Annotated in this window: 15 protein-coding genes; 7 read left to right on the top strand and 8 right to left on the bottom strand. The window is 36.3% G+C overall.

The window, feature by feature from the left end:
• The first annotated feature begins 160 nt into the window (after window positions 1-160).
• The 5 genes from C245_RS0120470 (at window position 161) to C245_RS23335 (ending at window position 5,006) form a co-directional block, all read left to right on the top strand.
• Window positions 161-715: an RNA polymerase sigma factor gene (locus tag C245_RS0120470; protein WP_026110196.1), complete on the top strand. Its 555-nt coding sequence runs from the start codon at window positions 161-163 to the stop codon at window positions 713-715.
• The gene (locus C245_RS0120465) at window positions 712-1,251 is read left to right on the top strand and encodes a hypothetical protein (protein WP_017498482.1); all 540 of its coding nucleotides are present in this window, start codon (window positions 712-714) and stop codon (window positions 1,249-1,251) included. The genes C245_RS0120470 and C245_RS0120465 overlap by 4 nt, the downstream gene beginning before the upstream one ends.
• The gene (locus C245_RS0120460) at window positions 1,235-2,299 is read left to right on the top strand and encodes a hypothetical protein (RefSeq protein WP_026110195.1); all 1,065 of its coding nucleotides are present in this window, start codon (window positions 1,235-1,237) and stop codon (window positions 2,297-2,299) included. Before C245_RS0120465 ends, C245_RS0120460 begins: the two co-directional genes overlap by 17 nt.
• A gap of 21 nt (window positions 2,300-2,320) precedes the next feature.
• Window positions 2,321-3,052 carry a head GIN domain-containing protein gene (locus tag C245_RS0120455; protein WP_017498480.1) on the top strand — a complete coding sequence of 244 codons (732 nt, stop codon included), beginning with the start codon at window positions 2,321-2,323 and terminating at the stop codon, window positions 3,050-3,052.
• A 124-nt stretch (window positions 3,053-3,176) separates the two neighbouring features.
• Window positions 3,177-5,006: a serine hydrolase domain-containing protein gene (locus C245_RS23335; protein WP_017498479.1), complete on the top strand. Its 1,830-nt coding sequence runs from the start codon at window positions 3,177-3,179 to the stop codon at window positions 5,004-5,006.
• A gap of 167 nt (window positions 5,007-5,173) precedes the next feature.
• Here C245_RS23335 and C245_RS0120445 read toward each other — a convergent pair whose 3' ends face one another.
• From C245_RS0120445 to C245_RS0120420, 6 genes are all read right to left on the bottom strand, one after another.
• Window positions 5,174-6,493: an MFS transporter gene (locus C245_RS0120445; protein WP_017498478.1), complete on the bottom strand. Its 1,320-nt coding sequence runs from the start codon at window positions 6,491-6,493 to the stop codon at window positions 5,174-5,176.
• A 145-nt stretch (window positions 6,494-6,638) separates the two neighbouring features.
• Window positions 6,639-7,451, bottom strand: coding sequence for a M48 family metallopeptidase (locus C245_RS0120440; protein WP_017498477.1), 813 nt, complete (start codon window positions 7,449-7,451; stop codon window positions 6,639-6,641).
• An 86-nt stretch (window positions 7,452-7,537) separates the two neighbouring features.
• On the bottom strand, window positions 7,538-9,937 hold the full coding sequence (locus C245_RS0120435) for a glycoside hydrolase family 31 protein (RefSeq protein ID WP_017498476.1): 2,400 nt from the start codon (window positions 9,935-9,937) through the stop codon (window positions 7,538-7,540).
• Between the two features lie 291 nt (window positions 9,938-10,228).
• A complete protein-coding gene (gene glgB, locus C245_RS0120430) occupies window positions 10,229-12,133 on the bottom strand; it encodes a 1,4-alpha-glucan branching protein GlgB (RefSeq protein WP_017498475.1) in 1,905 nt (634 codons plus the stop codon).
• Between the two features lie 36 nt (window positions 12,134-12,169).
• Entirely contained in the window at window positions 12,170-13,450 is a 1,281-nt protein-coding gene (locus tag C245_RS0120425) for a glucose-1-phosphate adenylyltransferase (RefSeq protein WP_017498474.1), read from the bottom strand.
• Window positions 13,440-14,867 (bottom strand): glycogen synthase, encoded by a 1,428-nt coding sequence (locus C245_RS0120420; protein WP_017498473.1) that lies wholly within the window; start codon window positions 14,865-14,867, stop codon window positions 13,440-13,442. The genes C245_RS0120425 and C245_RS0120420 overlap by 11 nt, the downstream gene beginning before the upstream one ends.
• A gap of 139 nt (window positions 14,868-15,006) precedes the next feature.
• On the opposite strand from C245_RS0120420, the gene C245_RS0120415 reads away from it, so the two are divergent.
• Both C245_RS0120415 and nth read left to right on the top strand, forming a co-directional pair.
• Window positions 15,007-15,873, top strand: a complete 867-nt coding sequence (locus C245_RS0120415; protein WP_017498472.1) for an alpha/beta hydrolase — start codon at window positions 15,007-15,009, stop codon at window positions 15,871-15,873.
• Window positions 15,874-15,921: 48 nt separating this feature from the next.
• On the top strand, window positions 15,922-16,566 hold the full coding sequence (nth, locus tag C245_RS0120410) for an endonuclease III (RefSeq protein ID WP_017498471.1): 645 nt from the start codon (window positions 15,922-15,924) through the stop codon (window positions 16,564-16,566).
• A gap of 5 nt (window positions 16,567-16,571) precedes the next feature.
• On the opposite strand, the gene C245_RS0120405 is transcribed toward nth, so the two are convergent.
• Together C245_RS0120405 and C245_RS0120400 are read right to left on the bottom strand one after the other, a co-directional pair.
• Window positions 16,572-17,006, bottom strand: a complete 435-nt coding sequence (locus tag C245_RS0120405; protein WP_026110194.1) for a nuclear transport factor 2 family protein — start codon at window positions 17,004-17,006, stop codon at window positions 16,572-16,574.
• Between the two features lie 15 nt (window positions 17,007-17,021).
• Window positions 17,022-17,474, bottom strand: a complete 453-nt coding sequence (locus C245_RS0120400) for a DUF1569 domain-containing protein (RefSeq protein ID WP_017498469.1) — start codon at window positions 17,472-17,474, stop codon at window positions 17,022-17,024.
• Between the last annotated feature and the right edge of the window lie 519 nt (window positions 17,475-17,993).

The raw sequence follows: 17,993 nt of genomic DNA, 5'->3' as shown, positions 1-17,993 counted from the left end.
AATCATTGTGCCAAAAGCAAAAAAGAAAGTTTTGAAATTGTATGATAGAAGTTAAATAACCGAAGAAAGACAATTATTTTAAAAAAAATAAAATTAATTTTATCAAAACTGTAACAAACCCAAAAAAGCAAAGTCATTATTAAAAACTAGCAACAATTACTTGAGTATAACTAACCAGAATATCGAAGAATTAATCACGCTTTGTAAGGAGAACAACCAAAAAGCGCAATTCGAAGTTTACAATCGTTATTGTAAAGCGATGTACAATGTGGCATTCCGCATTGTGAAAGATGAACATTTTGCACAGGACGTCATGCAGGAAGGTTTTCTGAAAGCTTTTACAAAAATCAATGATTACAAACAAGAAGTAGCGTTTGGTGCGTGGTTAAAAAGAATAATCATCAATTACAGTATTGATTTTTATAAAAAGAATAATGCTTTTCAGGCAGAAGATTTGACTAAAACCCTTTATAAAATAGAGGAAAATGACAGTGTATTAAGTGACAGCATTGATCTGAATTCACTTAAAGTAAAACAAGTCTTAGATACGATTTCGAACCTGAAAGACAATTATCGTATGGTTTTAACCCTTTTTTATATTGAGGGTTACGATCAGGAGGAAATTAGTGAAATATTAAACATCAGTTATGCTAATTGCCGGACGACGCTAAGCAGAGCAAAAGAAAGTTTACGAAAAAAATTAGAGGAGATATGAAAAAGGAAAATGACGATTTAGATCAATTATTCAAAAAGTTTGAGAACCAATGGGATGTAGCCGAATTAACTTCTGACCATCAGCTTGATTTCTTAAATAAATTAAACAAAAAACAGCCTAAGAAGAAAAACAATGCAGTTTGGGCCATTGCTGCTTCAATTGTGGTATTGTTGGGGGTATCTATATTCTACAACAGTTACCAGGAGCCTAAACATTACAAGTTTGCTTCGAAGGAAGCCAAAAGAACCGATTCGATATTCAGTATTTTAATCGATAATGAGCTAGTAAAATTAAAAGAAAAAAGTTCTCCTCAGAATGAACAAATTATTAACGATGCCTTAAAACAAATGAAGGTGTTTGATACCGATTATGCCAAAATCATGAAAGAACTGCAGAAAAACGGTGAAAACAAACAAATTATTTATGCCATGATCAGTAACCTGGAAACACGTATTTCCTTTTTACAAACGGTATTGAAACGCATTGAAGAAAATGAAAATTTTAAAACTAACACTACACATGAAAAGACATTATAAAATACTCATCCTATTGCTTTTACTTCCTTTTTTAGGATTCTCAAATGATGATAATAGTTACATCACTAAGCAAAAGAACATTAAAAAAACCTATATCGTAAATTCGAACACAGGTATTGATATTGACAACAAATACGGAGACATCACCGTCAGTACCTGGAATGAAGATAAAATAGACATTGACATTACTATTAAGGTAACCAGTAAAAATGAAAGCTGGGCAAACCAAAGACTGAACAGTATTGATGTTGACATTACTGCCCTTAAATCGATGGTTACTGCGGTGACAAACCTTGGAAATTCTTCGGTAAGAAGTAAAGGAAGTGCAGATTTCTTTGAAATTAACTATGTCATTAAGATCCCGAAAAACGGTTCGGTAAAACTTAATAATAAGTACGGAGATATCACAACACTGAGTTTAGAATCTACCACAGATATCACTTGTAAATACGGAAAGATAACGTTAGGAAAATTAAATGGTTCCAGCAATCGAATCGAAATAGGCTATTGCGATAACTCAACCATTGAATCTATCAAAAACGGAAATATTGAAGCACGCTATTCTAACCTGAAAATTACCAATTCCGGAAACTTAAACATAGACTCGAATTACACTGATTTGTATTTGCTTGATGAAGGTCAGAATATCAAATACGATAGTAATTACTCTACCTTTAAACTTCAAAAAATCAGTTCGCTGACGGGTTCCGGAAATTACTTAAGTGTCTCTGTTGGAGAACTCTCCGGTAATTTGAATATTGACACTGCCTATTCAAAGATAAATGTGGATACTCTGAACGAGAAAAAAAAGAATGTGAATGTAGCGAGCAGCTACACGAATGTATCACTGGGTTACAGCGCTGATCTTTCATTTGATTTTGACATTAACACCAGATACGGAAATATCAAGTACGACAGTTCATTAGAAACATCAGTGGCGGAAAGCAAAGGCAGTGCAAAAAAAATAAGCGGTTACAACAAGAAAAAAGGACAAAGCAAAATAACGGTAACTACCAGCTATGGTAATGCCGCATTAATCAAAAAATAACAATCTAAAACAATCAAAACAATGAAAACATCAGTTAAATTATTCGTTTGCAGTGCATTTTTATTCAGTTTTATTGCAAATGCTCAATGGTCTAATAAAAAGCTAAAAGGAAATGGCAATGTCGTTTCTGAAACCAGAACCACTTCTGATTATGATGGAATAAAAATTTCCGGTTTTTTTGATGTGGATTTAGTAGCAGGGAAAGAAGGAAAAATTACACTACAAGGGGAACAAAATTTATTGGCCGCCATAAAAGTTGAAGTGGAGAATAACATTTTAAAAGTTTACGTTGAGAAAGGCGTTAATCTCTCTCCAAGTCTTGGAAAAAAGATCGAAATGACGATCCCTTTTGAAACCATATCTCAATTGAGCCTTGCAGGTTCAGGAGACATCCGTACTAAAAACCCAATTAAAAATGACAAATTTCAGGCAAGATTATCAGGTTCAGGAAACTTTAATCTGGCTTTAGATTCCAACGATCTTGAATTAACTTTAAGCGGATCAGGAGATGTAAATTTAAAAGGAAATGCTGCTAATTTTTCTACCATATTATCAGGTTCCGGGGATATCGATGCCGCAAATCTTAAAACAAAAAACACCGAAGTAACCATTTCAGGATCAGGAGATGTTCGTGTAAACTGTACTGAAAGTATAAGCGCAAAAGTTTCAGGATCCGGTGATGTGAGATACAGCGGAAATCCAGAAAAACGAAGTGTAAAAGTTTCAGGATCAGGAAGTATCTCAAAAGCTTAATTATATAAAAAGCTCAATAATAAAAGAATATTACCATCATCAAATCAAAGAACAAACAGCTTACTTTTCTTTTATTATTGAGCTTATATTTTAAAAGCGGTACCGCGATCAAAAATCACTACCAATGAAACGAACTTTTTTAGTTTTACTTCTGATTACCTCCTGCACTTTATCATTTTCTCAGGAAACAACTATTTCTGAAAAAATCAAATCTCTGGACAGCTTAAAAAATGGTACTGCAGAAATGATGTCAAAATACAACCTTAAAGGATTGAGTGTTGCTGTTTTTGAAAATTACAAAGTAATCTGGACGAATCAATGGGGTGTAAAAGCAATAAATACAGGAGAAAAAATTGATTTGAACACTGCTTTTTCTACTGCCTCCATTTCAAAGCCTATCGTCGCTATTGTTTGTACAATTTTAGAGGAAAAAGGATTAATCAACCTTAATGCCCCTATCTCTCAATATCTAAAATCATGGCAATTGCCTAAAAGTGGCTTCACCACAAAAACACCCGTTACCTGGAAGCATCTCTTATCCCATACAGCCGGAACAAGTCAGGGCGGTTTTGAAGATTATTATCAGGGAGATTCCATTCCCACCATTGTAGAAAGTCTGCAGGGCAAATTATTACCCCGATCTAAAAAGCCTATCGAATTTCTTTTCAAACCTGAGACCGACTGGCAATATAGCGGTGGCGGTTATGTAATTATTCAATGCGCTCTGGAAGATCATTTCAAAAAGCCATTGGCACAAATTGTCAAAGAGCAGCTTCTTGATCCTTTGCATTTGCAGAATTCAACTATGATTCAGCCCAATGAAAATGGTTTTCTGACTAATATTGCTAAAGTACACAACAATAATGGTAAAATAATCCGAACAGGAATTCCTATCACGCCACAAGTTGCGCCTTCGGGATTGTGGTCTACTCCTACTGATCTGGCCTTAATTGCGATTGAATTGCAAAAGGCACTTGCGGGTAAAGGAAAGGTGATTTCTAAAGCCGTGGCTGAAAAGGTTACAAACATAGTAACAATGAAAGGTCCACGAGGATGGAGTTACGGATGGCAGCGCAGTCTTGGATACGGAAATCTGGACTGGTTCTCGCATGATGGCTCTAATACCGGAACCGGTGGAGATTTGCTTGCTACCATGAAAAATGGTAACGGAATTGCCATTTTAGCCAACGGTGACAAACCTAACAGACTTCCCGTAATGGCGTACATCGAAAAAGAAGTCATCACAAAACTAAACTGGTTTAAACCAATTAAGGGAGGTGTAATCCAAATTCCATCAGAATTAAAAAATGCCATAAAAGGGTATTATACTGAGATTCTGTACGGATATGACCGAATGGGAACAACTAAAATAGCTGAAGAGCATAACGGCCTCTATCTTTACTCTCCATTTTTAAAAGAGAATTTTGATACCGAAAAAACTAAGATGCATTACTTAGGAAACAATACTTTCAAAATCGATAATTATCCGAACGAAATTCATTTTAACTTACTCAATCATAAATTACAAGCCATAACGATCACCCGTGCAGTTAGTACCACACGATTTTTGCAGCTTAGCCTGGAACAAATCAGAACGCCACAGACTCAGTTAATCGAAATATTCAGTGAGAATACGTTTGAAACTGCTGTTAATCAATTTAAAAAATTAAGATTAAAATATCCTGACTATAATTTTGAAGACGATCTAAACAATTTTGGTTACAATTTGTTTAATAAGAAGCTAACTGATCTTTCGGTTCAGATTTTTGCTCTTAATTGTTCAGAATATCCGGCTTCTGCGAATGCTTTTGATAGCTTGGGTGAAATTTATGAAGCCATTGGACAATTAGGTCCTGCCAAAGAGAATTATTTAAAATCGTTGGAATTAAATCCTAAAAACGAAAATGCCGCGCAAATGCTTGTAAAAATCAATGCGCAGCTTAAATCTAAATAATATTGAAATAGAGCAACATTTTAAAGCTTTAGTTTAAACACGAATTCCACGAATTTGCACAAATTTTAATAAACTAACCCTGTTTGTGAAATGAATTCCACAAACAAATTAGTGACAATTCGTGCAATTCGTGTTATTTTTTTATACTTCTACCCACATGGTATTTTTTAAAGTGCCTTTTTTGGTACTCTTCTTAAAAGAAAAATAGCCGTCACAAAGAAAATGGCCAAAATCACAATTGCGGCACGCGGACTTCCGGTGATCTGATCGATGATTCCATAAACGCACATTCCGATTACAATTCCGATTTTCTCCGCTACATCGTAAAAACTAAAGAAAGAAGCAGTGTCTTCTGTTTCCGGTAATAATTTTGAATACGTCGAACGGGACAATGCCTGAATTCCCCCCATCACAAATCCGGCTATAGTAGCCATCACATAAAAATGCATTGGTAATACTATAAAGTACGCCAAAGCACAAAATACAGCCCAAATACTATTGATCACAATTAAGGTTGGAATGTTTCCGAACTTAGCTGAAGCTCTTGAGGTTAAAACTGCTCCTACAACTGCTACTAACTGGATAATCAAAATACATTTTATTAATCCAATGGTACTATCTTCTTTGGTTGCCCACTCAATTTCCTGTGCTCCAAAATAAGTCGCTACAAGCATTACCGTTTGCACCGCCATACTTGAAACAAAAAATCCGCTTAAATATCTTCTTAAAGCAATGTTGTCTTTTAGCAAAGCCCAAACTTTTTTCAATTCTTTAAAGCCGTTGAAAACAACTGAACTGGTTAATTTCTGACCACTCGCTTTACTTCCTTTTGGCAGATAATAGTAGGTATACTGACTGAACAGAATCCACCAGACTCCAACCATTATAAAAGAGTAACGCATGGCTTTCATCGCAGCTTCACCATCGGTTCCGGTAATACCAAAAAGTCTTGGCTTCATAATCATTGCTAAATTGATAATCAGCAACAAGACACTACCAATATACCCCATCGAATACCCTTTGGCGCTAATTTTGTCCTGCTGTTCTTCAAAAGCAATATCCGGTAGGTAAGAGTTATAAAAAACCAAACTTCCCCAATATCCCAGCAATCCCAGGAAATAAAAGGCTAATCCTGTATAAATATTATCGAGATCAAACCAATACAATCCCATGCAGGACAAGGCTCCCATATAACAAAAGAATTTCATGAAAGCTTTCTTGTTCCCCACATAGTCGGCAATTCCGGATAATAAAGGAGAGATAAAAGACACTACCAAAAAGGCTGCTGCGGTAATAAAACTAATTAAGGCCGAGTTTTTAAGATGCATTCCAAATACATCAATATAATGGTCGCGATCTGTAAATAAAGCTTCGTAAAAAATAGGGAATACTGCCGATGCAATCGTTAAGGTGTAAACCGAATTTGCCCAGTCGTAAAATGCCCAGGCATTCAATAATTTCTTATCTCCTTTTTGTAGGTTCTTCATAGTAATGGTTTTGTTAACAGGCTACGAATTTATTTCTTTTTTATCACAATCAAATCAATTTTCAGTAATTCATGTATTAATAAATTATCAGCAAAAAAAAAGCCATCCTGAAAAGGATAGCTTTGTCTATTTTATCGTAAAAAATCTATTTAATGATTCCCACTTTGAGTGCCGTTGCTCTTGCTTCTGGTATTAAAGCTCTTATATTGGCAATCCTTGAAGCATCTGAAGGGTGTGTACTCATAAACTCCGGTGTTCCCGATCCTCCGGATTTGGCTGACATTCTGCTCCAGAACGCAATAGCATCATCCGGATTGTAACCTGCAATGGCCATTAATGTCAGACCAATTTTATCTGCCTCAGTTTCATTGCTTCGACTGAACGGCAACATTACTCCCACCTGTGTACCCAGACCATAGGCCTGTGCAAATATTTCCTGTGTTTGCTGGGTTTTACCGCTTGTGGCTGCTCCTAAAGCAACGCTTCCTATTTGCTGTAACTGTGCGGCACTCATTCTTTGTGCGCCATGATTCGCTAAAGCGTGTGAAACCTCATGTCCCATAACGGTAGCTAAACCGGAATCATTTTGTGTTATCGGTAAAATTCCCGAGTATACTACAATTTTTCCTCCGGGCATACACCACGCATTCACCTCTTTATTGTCTACGAGTTTGTACTCCCAACGATAATCTTTTAAATACTGCGATTGTCCTAAGTAAATCAGGTATTTTTCGGCTGCTGCCTTAATTCTTCCTCCTACCAATTCTACTTTTTTCGCATCTGCTGTTCCTGTAATTACCTTATTTTCGGATATGAACGTATTGTATTGCTGAAACGAAGATGGAAATAATTCACTGTTTGAAACAAAATTCAAATTTTGTTTTCCTGTAATGGGATTAGTCGCACAACCGGCCGCTAAAACAACGGCAAGTAAGCCTGATGCTAGATGTTTTCTCATGATAGTGGTATTATAACAACATACAAAAATACGATTATTAATTTTTCCACTTTTATATAATTACCAAAAAAAATATCAGGATTATACTATTCGCCAATAATATGAAGCTCGTTAAACTCTTTATCAACGATTAAAAAATGATTAAGTTCAAAACCTTCCTTATCAAATGCGATTTTCTCATTATCAATTTCAATTTCAGTCACTTTAAAAGGCAGTCCGATTAAATTGATTTTATATTTGCTATAGGGTGTTGTATACTTTCCTTCTTTGTGTAACTGAATGATAAGCTCTTTCTCTTTTCCAATGGTACTGAAAGACAAAAAGCTGTAACGTCCTTTTTTGTAATCGTATCCATCCTGTGCATCTTCGTAAACAACTGACTTTTCTTTTCCAAGTTTGAAGTATAAATCGAGTGTTAATTCATCAAATTCGAGTTCGCCAACATATTGCTGTACGGGATATTTCGGAATAACAGCTCCCGCTTTCACAAAGACCGGAATTTCATCAAATTTAGTATCAATCCAGACTTCTCTGCCTCCTGTTGCAAATTCGTTGGTCCAGTAATTGTACCACTCTCCTCTTGGAATGTACATTCGTCTGCCGACCGCATTTGGTTCGAGTATCGGACATACTAAAATTTGATTCCCAAAGATGAATTCATCATTGCGATAATGGGTTTGAGTATCTTCCTGATCGTAATATACTAATGGTTTTAACATCGGAACTCCTTCTTCAATATACTGCCAGAACATGGTGTATAAATAAGGGAGTAACTGATAGCGCAAACTCACAAACTTACGGGTAATGTTGATGACTTCTTCATCAAATGCCCAAGGTTCCTGATTGCCATGATCTCCGGAAGAATGTGTTCTGCAAAACGGGTGAAATACGCCTAACTGAATCCAGCGGGCGTACAATTCTCCGGTAGGCTGTTCGGCAAAACCTCCAATGTCAGAACCGGTAAATCCCATTCCGGATATGCTCATTCTTTGTACCTGAATGTTGGCAATCCATAAATGCTCCCAGGTAGCAACGTTGTCACCTGTCCACGAAGAAGTATAACGTTGTGCTCCGGAGTAGGCCGATCTGGTGATCACAAAGGGACGTTTAGGATAGACAAAACGTTTTACCCCATGGTAAGTAGCTCTGGCCATTTGTGTGCCGTATATATTGTGCGCTTTTCGATGGCTGCATGGATTTCCGTCGTAAACGTGGCGTACATCTGTGGGAAATGTTTTGTTGGGAACTTCCATTACTGCGGGTTCGTTCATATCGTTCCAAACTCCTTTTACGCCAATATCTGAAATTAATTCTTTAAATAACCCAGCCCACCACTCTCTTACAACGGGATTTGTATAATCGGGAAAATTACATTCACCCGGCCAGACTTTCCCTTTCATATAAGGTCCATCGGCTCTTTTGCAGAAGTAATCTTTTTCTAAGGCTTCCTGATACACCCAATACTCTTTGTCTATTTTAATTCCCGGATCAATGATCACAACTGTTTTGAAACCGTCTTCGGCCAATTCTGCTACCATTTTTTTAGGATCGGGAAAATAGTTTTTGTTCCAGGTAAAACATCGGAATCCTTCCATATAATCGATATCGAGATAGATGGCGTCACACGGAATTTTGAGTTCCCTGAATTTTGAGGTGATTTCTTTTACTTTACTTTCAGGATAATAACTCCATTTACATTGATGGTATCCTAAAACCCAAAGTGGCGGCAGTTCTGGTTTTCCGGTCAAATCGGTATAAGTGGTTACTACATCCTGCATTTGCGGGCCGTAGATGAAATAATAATTCATTTCTCCGCCTTCTGCCCAAAAGCTGGTAACGTTTCTTCTTTCCTGACAAAAATCAAAAAAGGTTCTAAAAGTATTGTCGAAAAAGATTCCGTAAGATACTTTGTTGTGCAAACCAATATAAAACGGAACCACTTTGTATAACGGATCCTGTTCTTTTTGGTAAGCATATTGATCGGTGGCAAAATTTTCAAGTCTTTTGCCTTTTAAATTCATCTGCGTTGCTTTGTCTCCCAGACCGTAAAAACACTCCCCGTCTTTAGAGGATTTACTCATTTTTACGATATTTCCTCCGTATTCATAACTTTCTTCCCAATGAAAACCAAGTTCATCTTCCAAAATAAGAAAATCGTGTAAATCGTAAATAGCGAGACGTAAATCTCTCTTTTGAATTTTACATTTTACTTTACTGGTCCTGATTTGAAAATAGGCTTCTTCTTCGGTAAGTTCTAAAAAGTTGTAACCGTGAAGCTGTGTTTTATCAACGGCATACGAAAAATCATTACTAAAATACCCTTTGGTCGTAAAACGAAAGCGAATCAAACTGTCTCTAAGAATAGTGACTTTTAAGATTACTTTATTGTCGGTATGAAAAAAAACAGAATCTCCTTCATGTTGATGCGAGATAATTTTTGATGGATATAAATCGCCCTTGTATTCTAATGCTGTATTTGTAATCATGTCGATTTCTGTATTAATTATATAACGTTAGTCTCCCTTTCAAACATACAAAAAAACCAGATAACCCTCTATAAATAAAAGGATTATTCACGAAAACGTTTTTTCTGAATGAGTATTAATTATCCTCTTAAAAATTCAACAAATCGATAATTTAAGAACGTGAAACTGATAAAATAATATATTGACTGTTCACTAAGCGGACTAATAAGTCATCTATACAATACTGACTTTAAACAATATAAATATAAAATCCGTGTTTATCAGTCTAAATTGCTGTCATCCGTGTGTCCTTTATACAAATGAATAAACGGTGATACTCAAAGGCGGTAAATTTAAAGCTACGGAATAATCTCTCCCATCATAAGGAGATGACTCTATCGTTAATGCCTGCGGATTTCCTACACCGCTTCCTCCATAAATAACAGCATCACTATTAAAAATTTCCTGTAGTTTACCTTTTTCCGAAATTCCTATTCTGTAGTTTTCACGGACTACCTGTGTAAAATTGCCAACGATAATCAGATTCTCTTTAGGATTATTTCCTTTTCGGATGTACGATAAAACCGCATTCTGGTGGTCTGAATAATTGATCCACTCAAAACCTTCTCCCGAAAATTGTTTTTCATACAATGCAGGACGAGTTTTGTATAATTGATTCAAATCTGTAATTACTTTTTTAATTCCGGAATGGTAATCGTATTGCAGTAAATGCCAATCCAGACTTTTTTCAAAATTCCATTCATCGCTTTGCCCGAATTCAGATCCCATAAACAATAACTTTGCTCCGGGATGTGTGAACATATAACCGTACAGCAATCTTAAATTAGCAAATTTTTGCCATTCATCGCCCGGCATTTTATTGGCAATCGATTTTTTTCCGTACACCACTTCGTCATGCGAAAACGGCAGCATAAAATTCTCCGTAAAAGCGTAAGTCATCGAAAAAGTCAACTCGTTCTGATGGTATTTTCGGTAAACGGTTTCTTTCTGAAAGTATTTTAAAGTATCATGCATCCAGCCCATCATCCATTTCATTCCGAAGCCCAAACCTCCTGTAAAAGTTGGTCTGGAAACCATTGGAAACGAAGTACTTTCTTCTGCAATAGTTTGAACTCCAAGAAAATTAGCATAGATTACTTCATTGAATTCTTTAAGAAAACTTATCGTATCTAAATTTTCTCTTCCTCCGTAAATATTCGGTTCCCACTCTCCTTCGTTTCTCGAATAATCGAGATACAACATAGACGCCACGGCATCCACACGCAAACCATCGGCATGGTAATGCTTCAACCAAAAAACGGCATTGCTGATGAGGAAAGCGCGAACTTCATTACGTCCGTAATTAAAAACCAAACTTTTCCAATCCGGATGATATCCTTTTCTGCGATCCGGATGTTCGTATAGATGCGAACCGTCAAAAAAGCCCAAACCGTGTGCATCGTCAGGAAAATGCGACGGCACCCAGTCTAGAATAACACCAATACCGGCCTGGTGTAATTTATCTACCAAAACCATAAAATCCTGTGGTTTTCCGAAACGCGAAGTCGGTGCAAAATACCCCGTGAGCTGGTATCCCCATGAAGGATCGTAAGGATATTCCATAACCGGCATAAATTCTACATGCGTAAAACCGGTTTCCTTTACATACGCAACCAAATCGTCTGCCAGTTCTAAATAGGTTAGAAAGCGATTATGTTCTCCACGTTTCCAGGATCCCAAATGAACTTCGTAAACCGAGTGAGGTTTGTCTAATGCATTATTCTCCTGACGTGATTGCATCCATTTTTCGTCCTTCCAGTTATAATCCAAATCCCAGACTACAGAAGCGGTATGAGGTGGTTTTTCGCAATATAAAGCAAAAGGGTCCGCTTTTTCGGTAACGATTCCGTCAATATTCGATTGAATTTTATATTTGTACAAAGTCCCTTTTGAAATCTCCGGAATAAATCCTTCCCAAATACCCGAAGAATCCCAACGTACCTGTAAAAGATGTTCACCCTGTGTCCAGTAATTAAAATCACCCACCACAGAAACCGATTGTGCTGTTGGGGCCCACACGGCAAAATACACTCCTTTTACCCCATCAACTTCAATTAAATGCGCTCCTAATTTTTCGTACAACTGGTAATGTTTTCCCGCTTTGAATAAATTAATATCAAATTCGGTAAAGAGAGAATGCGTAATTACTTTAGACATATTTGGTTTTTAAGGCAATAATTAATTCTAAGCATTTTATTCAATTCTAAAATTATCAGAGAGAACAGCTCCTTTTTTAATGACAACAATACCATCTTTGATACTGTACAACTCATTCGTAAAATTATCCAAATGTTTTCCGCCGCTAATGTGAACGTTATTTCCTATTCTAACATTCTTATCAATCAGGGCATTTTGTATGAAACAGTCTTCACCAATACCAACATGAATTTTACTGATTGCAGCTTCACGATTTAGTTCGTCCAGATCCTGATAAAAATCGTTCCCCATCACATAACAATTCTCCAATACAGTTCCCTCTCCAATTCTGGAACGGATTCCAATGACTGAACTTTTAATTTCTTTGGCGTTAATGATACATCCCTCCGAAATCAACGATTGATTGATGGTAGAATTTCTAAATTTAGACGGTGGTAATAATCGGGGTCTTGTAAAAATTTTATTGTCGTTATCAAACAAATTAAATTCAGGAATATCAGCCGTCAGACCAATATTAGCTTCAAAGAAAGATTCAATATTCCCGATATCGGTCCAATACCCTTCGTATTGGTAACTCAGGATTTTATGTTTGCCTACAGCCTGCGGAATGATTTCTTTTCCAAAATCCTTTGTTTCCGGATCAGCCATCAGTTCTACGAGTAATTCACGGTTAAAAATATAAATTCCCATAGAAGCCAGATATTTTTTACCCTTCTCTTTCATGTGTTCACTTACATCAGATTCCCACTCGGGTAACAATGAGGCATGGGGTTTTTCGATAAAAGCTTCGATAAAACTCTCATGATTGGTTTTAAGAATTCCAAACTCAGGTGCGTCTTTAGCATTCACCGGCAATGTCGCAATCGAAATTGCAGCGTCAGCAGCAATATGAGCCTCGAGCATCTCATTAAAATCCATCTGATACAATTGATCTCCGGATAAAATCAAGGCATGATCAAATTCGTGTTTTAAAAAATGCGACATACATTGTCTAACGGCATCTGCTGTTCCCTGAAACCAGGTTGGATTATCAGGAGTTTGTTCTGCTGCCAGAATATCTACAAACGACTGACTAAAGATGCTAAAATTAAAAGTGTTTTTAATATGTGCGTTTAGAGACGCCGAGTTGAACTGTGTCAGGACAAATATTTTAAAAATATCAGAATTAATACAATTGGAAATAGGGATATCCACCAATCGGTATTTTCCACCAATTGGAACTGCGGGCTTAGATCGGGTTTCGGTTAATGGGAACAAGCGTGATCCTTGTCCTCCTCCTAAAATAATGGCAACTACATTCTTCTTCTTAAATTTCATTTTTCTCAATTATTAGGTTGTATATCTCGATGTATTCTTGGCATGCACGCTCCCAGGAATGATCAGTACCCATTCCTTTCGCTCTAATATTTTTAAAATTAATTTTATCCCGGTATAATTTCACAGCACGATTGATCGAATAACAAATATCCCCTACCGAAGCCTGGTCATGACATACTCCGTTACCATCGTCACCAAAATCTATTACCGTATCTCTCAAGCCTCCGGTTCTTCTCACAATCGGAACCGTTCCGTAACGCAGTGCATACATCTGGTTTAAACCGCAAGGTTCTACCCTCGAAGGCATTAAAATAAAATCTGCTCCTGCATAAATCAAATGTGCTAACGCCTCATTATACCCAATAAAAACGTTGTAATTCCCTTTATAATCATTTCGCAATTGAACCAATTGTTCTTCAATCAACGAATTTCCTGATCCCAGAATCAGTATATTAATATTTTCAAAATTTTCAGATAATGCGAGTGCCGAAGCCTGTGGAAGCAAATCCCCTCCTTTCTCCTCAAACAGACGCCCTATAAAACTGAATATTGGTTTTGCAGGATCGAGTTCAAACTCCTCACATAATTTTTCTTTGTTCTGCTGTTTTCCGATCTCAAAAGTATCTATCGAATAATTACTCTCAATCATTTGGTCTTTGGCAGGATCCCAAACTTCAAAATCTATCCCGTTTAAAATCCCCTTTGATTTGTGTCGAACAGATTTGAAAAGGGCTTCTAAACCATTTGCGGCATTATTAATTTCGTCGAGATAACTTGGAGAAACCGTAGTTACAGCATGGGCACACTTGATACCTACTGCTAATGAGTTAATCGAATGGTCCCACTCTAAGAAACCAACATGTTTCAAATCAAACTCAGGCAAATAAAAGAGCTTATCAAAACCAAACCAACCCTGATACAGGCCATTGTGTATCGTAATTACTGATTTTACATTGCTAAGACTTTCATATTTGTAAGCATATTTAATTAAAAACGGAATCAATCCGGTGTGGTGATCGTGGCAATTTAAAACATCAGGAACTTTATTCCTTGCTGTAATCCAGTCTAAGGTTGCCATCTGAAAGGACACGAATCTTTCAATATCATCCTCATATCCGTAAACATTTGGGCGATCGAACAATTCTTTAATTTCAATCAGGTACAACTCATATCCCAATTTATCTGTTGTTTCTTTTAAAACACTAAACGGAAAATTAAAATTCCCCAACTTCACATTTCCCCAATGAACACATTCAAAATCGTTTTCTTTTCTAAATTTTGTATCATAACAAGGAACCACAACACGAACGTCGTGACCAGCTTTAGTCTGATACTTAGGCAATGCGCCAACCACATCGGCCAAACCGCCCACCTTTGCCATTGGATAACACTCTGCACTGATGTGAAATATTTCCATTTTTAAAATTTATATGCGTACTAAATACTATTTTCTCAATTCTTTTTTTCAGTAAACATCTATTAATGTGTTACTTTTATCTTTTTTTAAATTTAGGAAAAAATAAACAGAATCCAGCCCTCAGAAAAAAATTATTGATATGTCAAAAAAGGAAAATAATCCTACTAAATCTCTAAAAATTCCCAAGTTTATTATTGCATCCGCTAAAATTTGTGCCTTTTTTTCAACAAAACTGGTTACCACTTATGCCGCAAAACTTTTCACAACTCCTGTAAAACATAAAGTTCCAAAACGCGAATTGGACATGGAGCAAAAAAGTATTCAAAAAACCATTTACGTTCCCGTAATTAATAAAAGCGTGGTTACGTATGAATATGGGAAAAGTGATCGCAAAATTTTACTGGTACACGGTTGGGCCGGAAGAGGAACCCAATTATTCAAAATAGCCGATGAACTTCTAAAAAATGGCTTTTCAACGGTAAGTTTTGATGCTCCCGCACATGGAAAATCCGAAGGAAAAAGTACGATTATGTCTGAATTTATTGCTTCTATTTTGGAAATTGAAAAACAATTTGGCCCTTTTGAATTTGCGATCGGTCATTCCTTAGGCGGAATGTCTGTCCTAAACGCGATTAAAGACGGATTACAGGTAAAAAAAGCAATAATAATTGGCAGTGGCGATATTGTACAGGATATATTGGATGATTTTGTAGCCAAGCTAGAGCTAAAACCAGAAATCAGCGAACGTTTACGCGACCATTTTGAAGAGAAATATCAGGTAAAAATGGATGATTTTTCAGCTTACAAAGCAGCTCAAAAAATTAAACTACCTGTTCTCGTAATTCATGATCATGATGATCCCGAAGTTTCGGTTAAAGCAGGAATCCACATCCATAAACAATTGGAAAATGGAACTTTATATCTAACGGAAGGTTTGGGGCACCGAAAAATTCTTGGCAATCAAAATGTCATTAAAAAAACGATAGATTTTATCAAAACCCCTTAATTTTGTGATAGTTATACTTTCTATTGTTCAATTCTAAAGAAACTAAAGATGGACTTATTTGGAGAAACAACAAATTGGGAAACAAAACTGGAACCCATTCTAAGTAAATATAAAGGAAGAAAACATCCTTTAGACTATCAAAATACTTATCAATTATTAGTAATGGTTGTTCTATCTGCTCAGGATTCTGATGCCAATATCAATAAAATTGCACCTGTACTATTTGAAAAATATCCCACACTAAAAAGTCTGTCTCAAACCGATGCAGAAACTTTCATTCCTTACATAAGCAAAGTCCGTAATTATCCCACAAAAGCACAATGGCTTTTGGAAATTGCAAAAACGGTTCAGAATGATGAAGACATTCCACTAACCATGAAAGAATTAACCGCTTTAAAAGGTATTGGAAGAAAATCAGCCAATGTAATTTTAAGAGAAACTCATCAACCAGCAGAAGGAATTATTGCCGATTTACATGTCATACGCGTAGCACCAAGAATTGGTATTATCAAAGAGAGTAAAGACGGAATTAAAACAGAAAAAGACCTAATGCAGGTTTTGCCCAAAACCATTTGGTCCGAAATTGGGATGGCAATTTCTTTTTTAGGAAGAGAAACCTGCAGACCCAAACCAAAATGCGATGAGTGCACAATTGCAGACTCCTGTCATTACTTTGCAACTCAAATTGCATAAAACCATTATTTTCTTCTGGTATCGATCAGATAGATGATTTTCCAGTTGTCTTTTTCTTTAAACAAAGTAAAAGTATTTACTCCCGAGTGACTCAGTTTATCGTTTACATAAAACTGATAGGGCGCCCAAACATGTGCGATCGTTCCGTCAATTTGAATATTGTAGCTTAAAATCTTTTCAGAAAATTCAATATTAGATGGAATGGTAGCAATTGATTTATAGAATTTACCTACATTCTCCTCTGTAAGTTTGTTTCCTTTAACCAAACTCTCACTAATAGATTGCAAGACTATCCTATCCGCACAAACAGATTTCATTCTTACGGTATCTCTTTGGTGAAAACCTTCAAAAAAGGTTTCAATACTCTTTTGGACTTCCTGCTGCTGTGCGTTTACAGCTAATCCTAAAAATAGCAAACTGACAATACAGAACATTCTCATAAGCAAAGCATAAAATTAAACACCAAATTGACTCAGATGATGCTCCAGATGTTTAGCAAACATATTACTCCATTCTGTCGCAGTTAATCTGCCAAAAGAATGTGATTCTTTACCCTCAAAGTCTTTTTCGCCTAAGAGTTGCGTTTTATTAATGTACGCAATCAGCCTTTCTTTCTCAAGATTAAAATCGCGAGTGCCATTTATAATAAATTGAGATGCAGTGGGATTATTATGTTTATAAGGTGTTTCACTTACCACCTTATTTTTAACCAATGTCTTTAAAATAAACTTCAAAAAGAAACCTGGTTTGGGATGAATATCCTCGTAAACCATCTCATAGGAAACATTACAGTGTGCCAGCATTTGTGCCACATCCATTTTACCCCAGAGTCCTTTCGAATCCGGTTGAAGCAAATTAATACGTTTTACAAACTCATCACTATCTCCTTTATAAAAGACATTTTTCATCGTATTCCGAATTTTAAGATAAATTAAACACTAAAGTAAAAATAGGATTTTTATCTGAAACCACAATCTTTGATTTTAAACCGTCGAAAAAAAATTACTCGCAGATTTTTAAATTAATTCTACTAAGCAAAAATATAGTAAAGATCGTTATGGCGTTCCCCTACGGGTCGGGCTGTCCGCTAAATCTTTTGCGATAGAAGTTTAAAGGAATTTTTAAATGAACGGTAATCGCAAAAGGATATCGCTTCCATCCCTAACGCAGTCTATGATAAAAAGAATATTTAAAGAAAAAAGGACTAAAGTTTTTAACCGCAAAGTCCGCAAAGGTATACGCAAAGCACGCAAGGAAAAAGGGCTGAAAGCCCGAAATGCGAAGCACTATGAACCAAAATAAACAGTAAACATCGCCCTGAAAAGGCAAAAGCCATCTACAGCCAATAAAAAATCCGTCTTAATCCGCGTTTTCGCCTGGCGAATCCGTATCATCCGCGTTTTATTTTTTAATCGCAAAGATTTACA

Source organism: Flavobacterium sp. WG21 (assembly GCF_000335775.1).
Taxonomy (GTDB): Bacteria; Bacteroidota; Bacteroidia; order Flavobacteriales; family Flavobacteriaceae; genus Flavobacterium; species Flavobacterium tructae.
The sequence above is the reverse complement of the archived record's forward strand: the minus strand, read 5'-3'. Positions and strand labels throughout refer to the sequence as shown.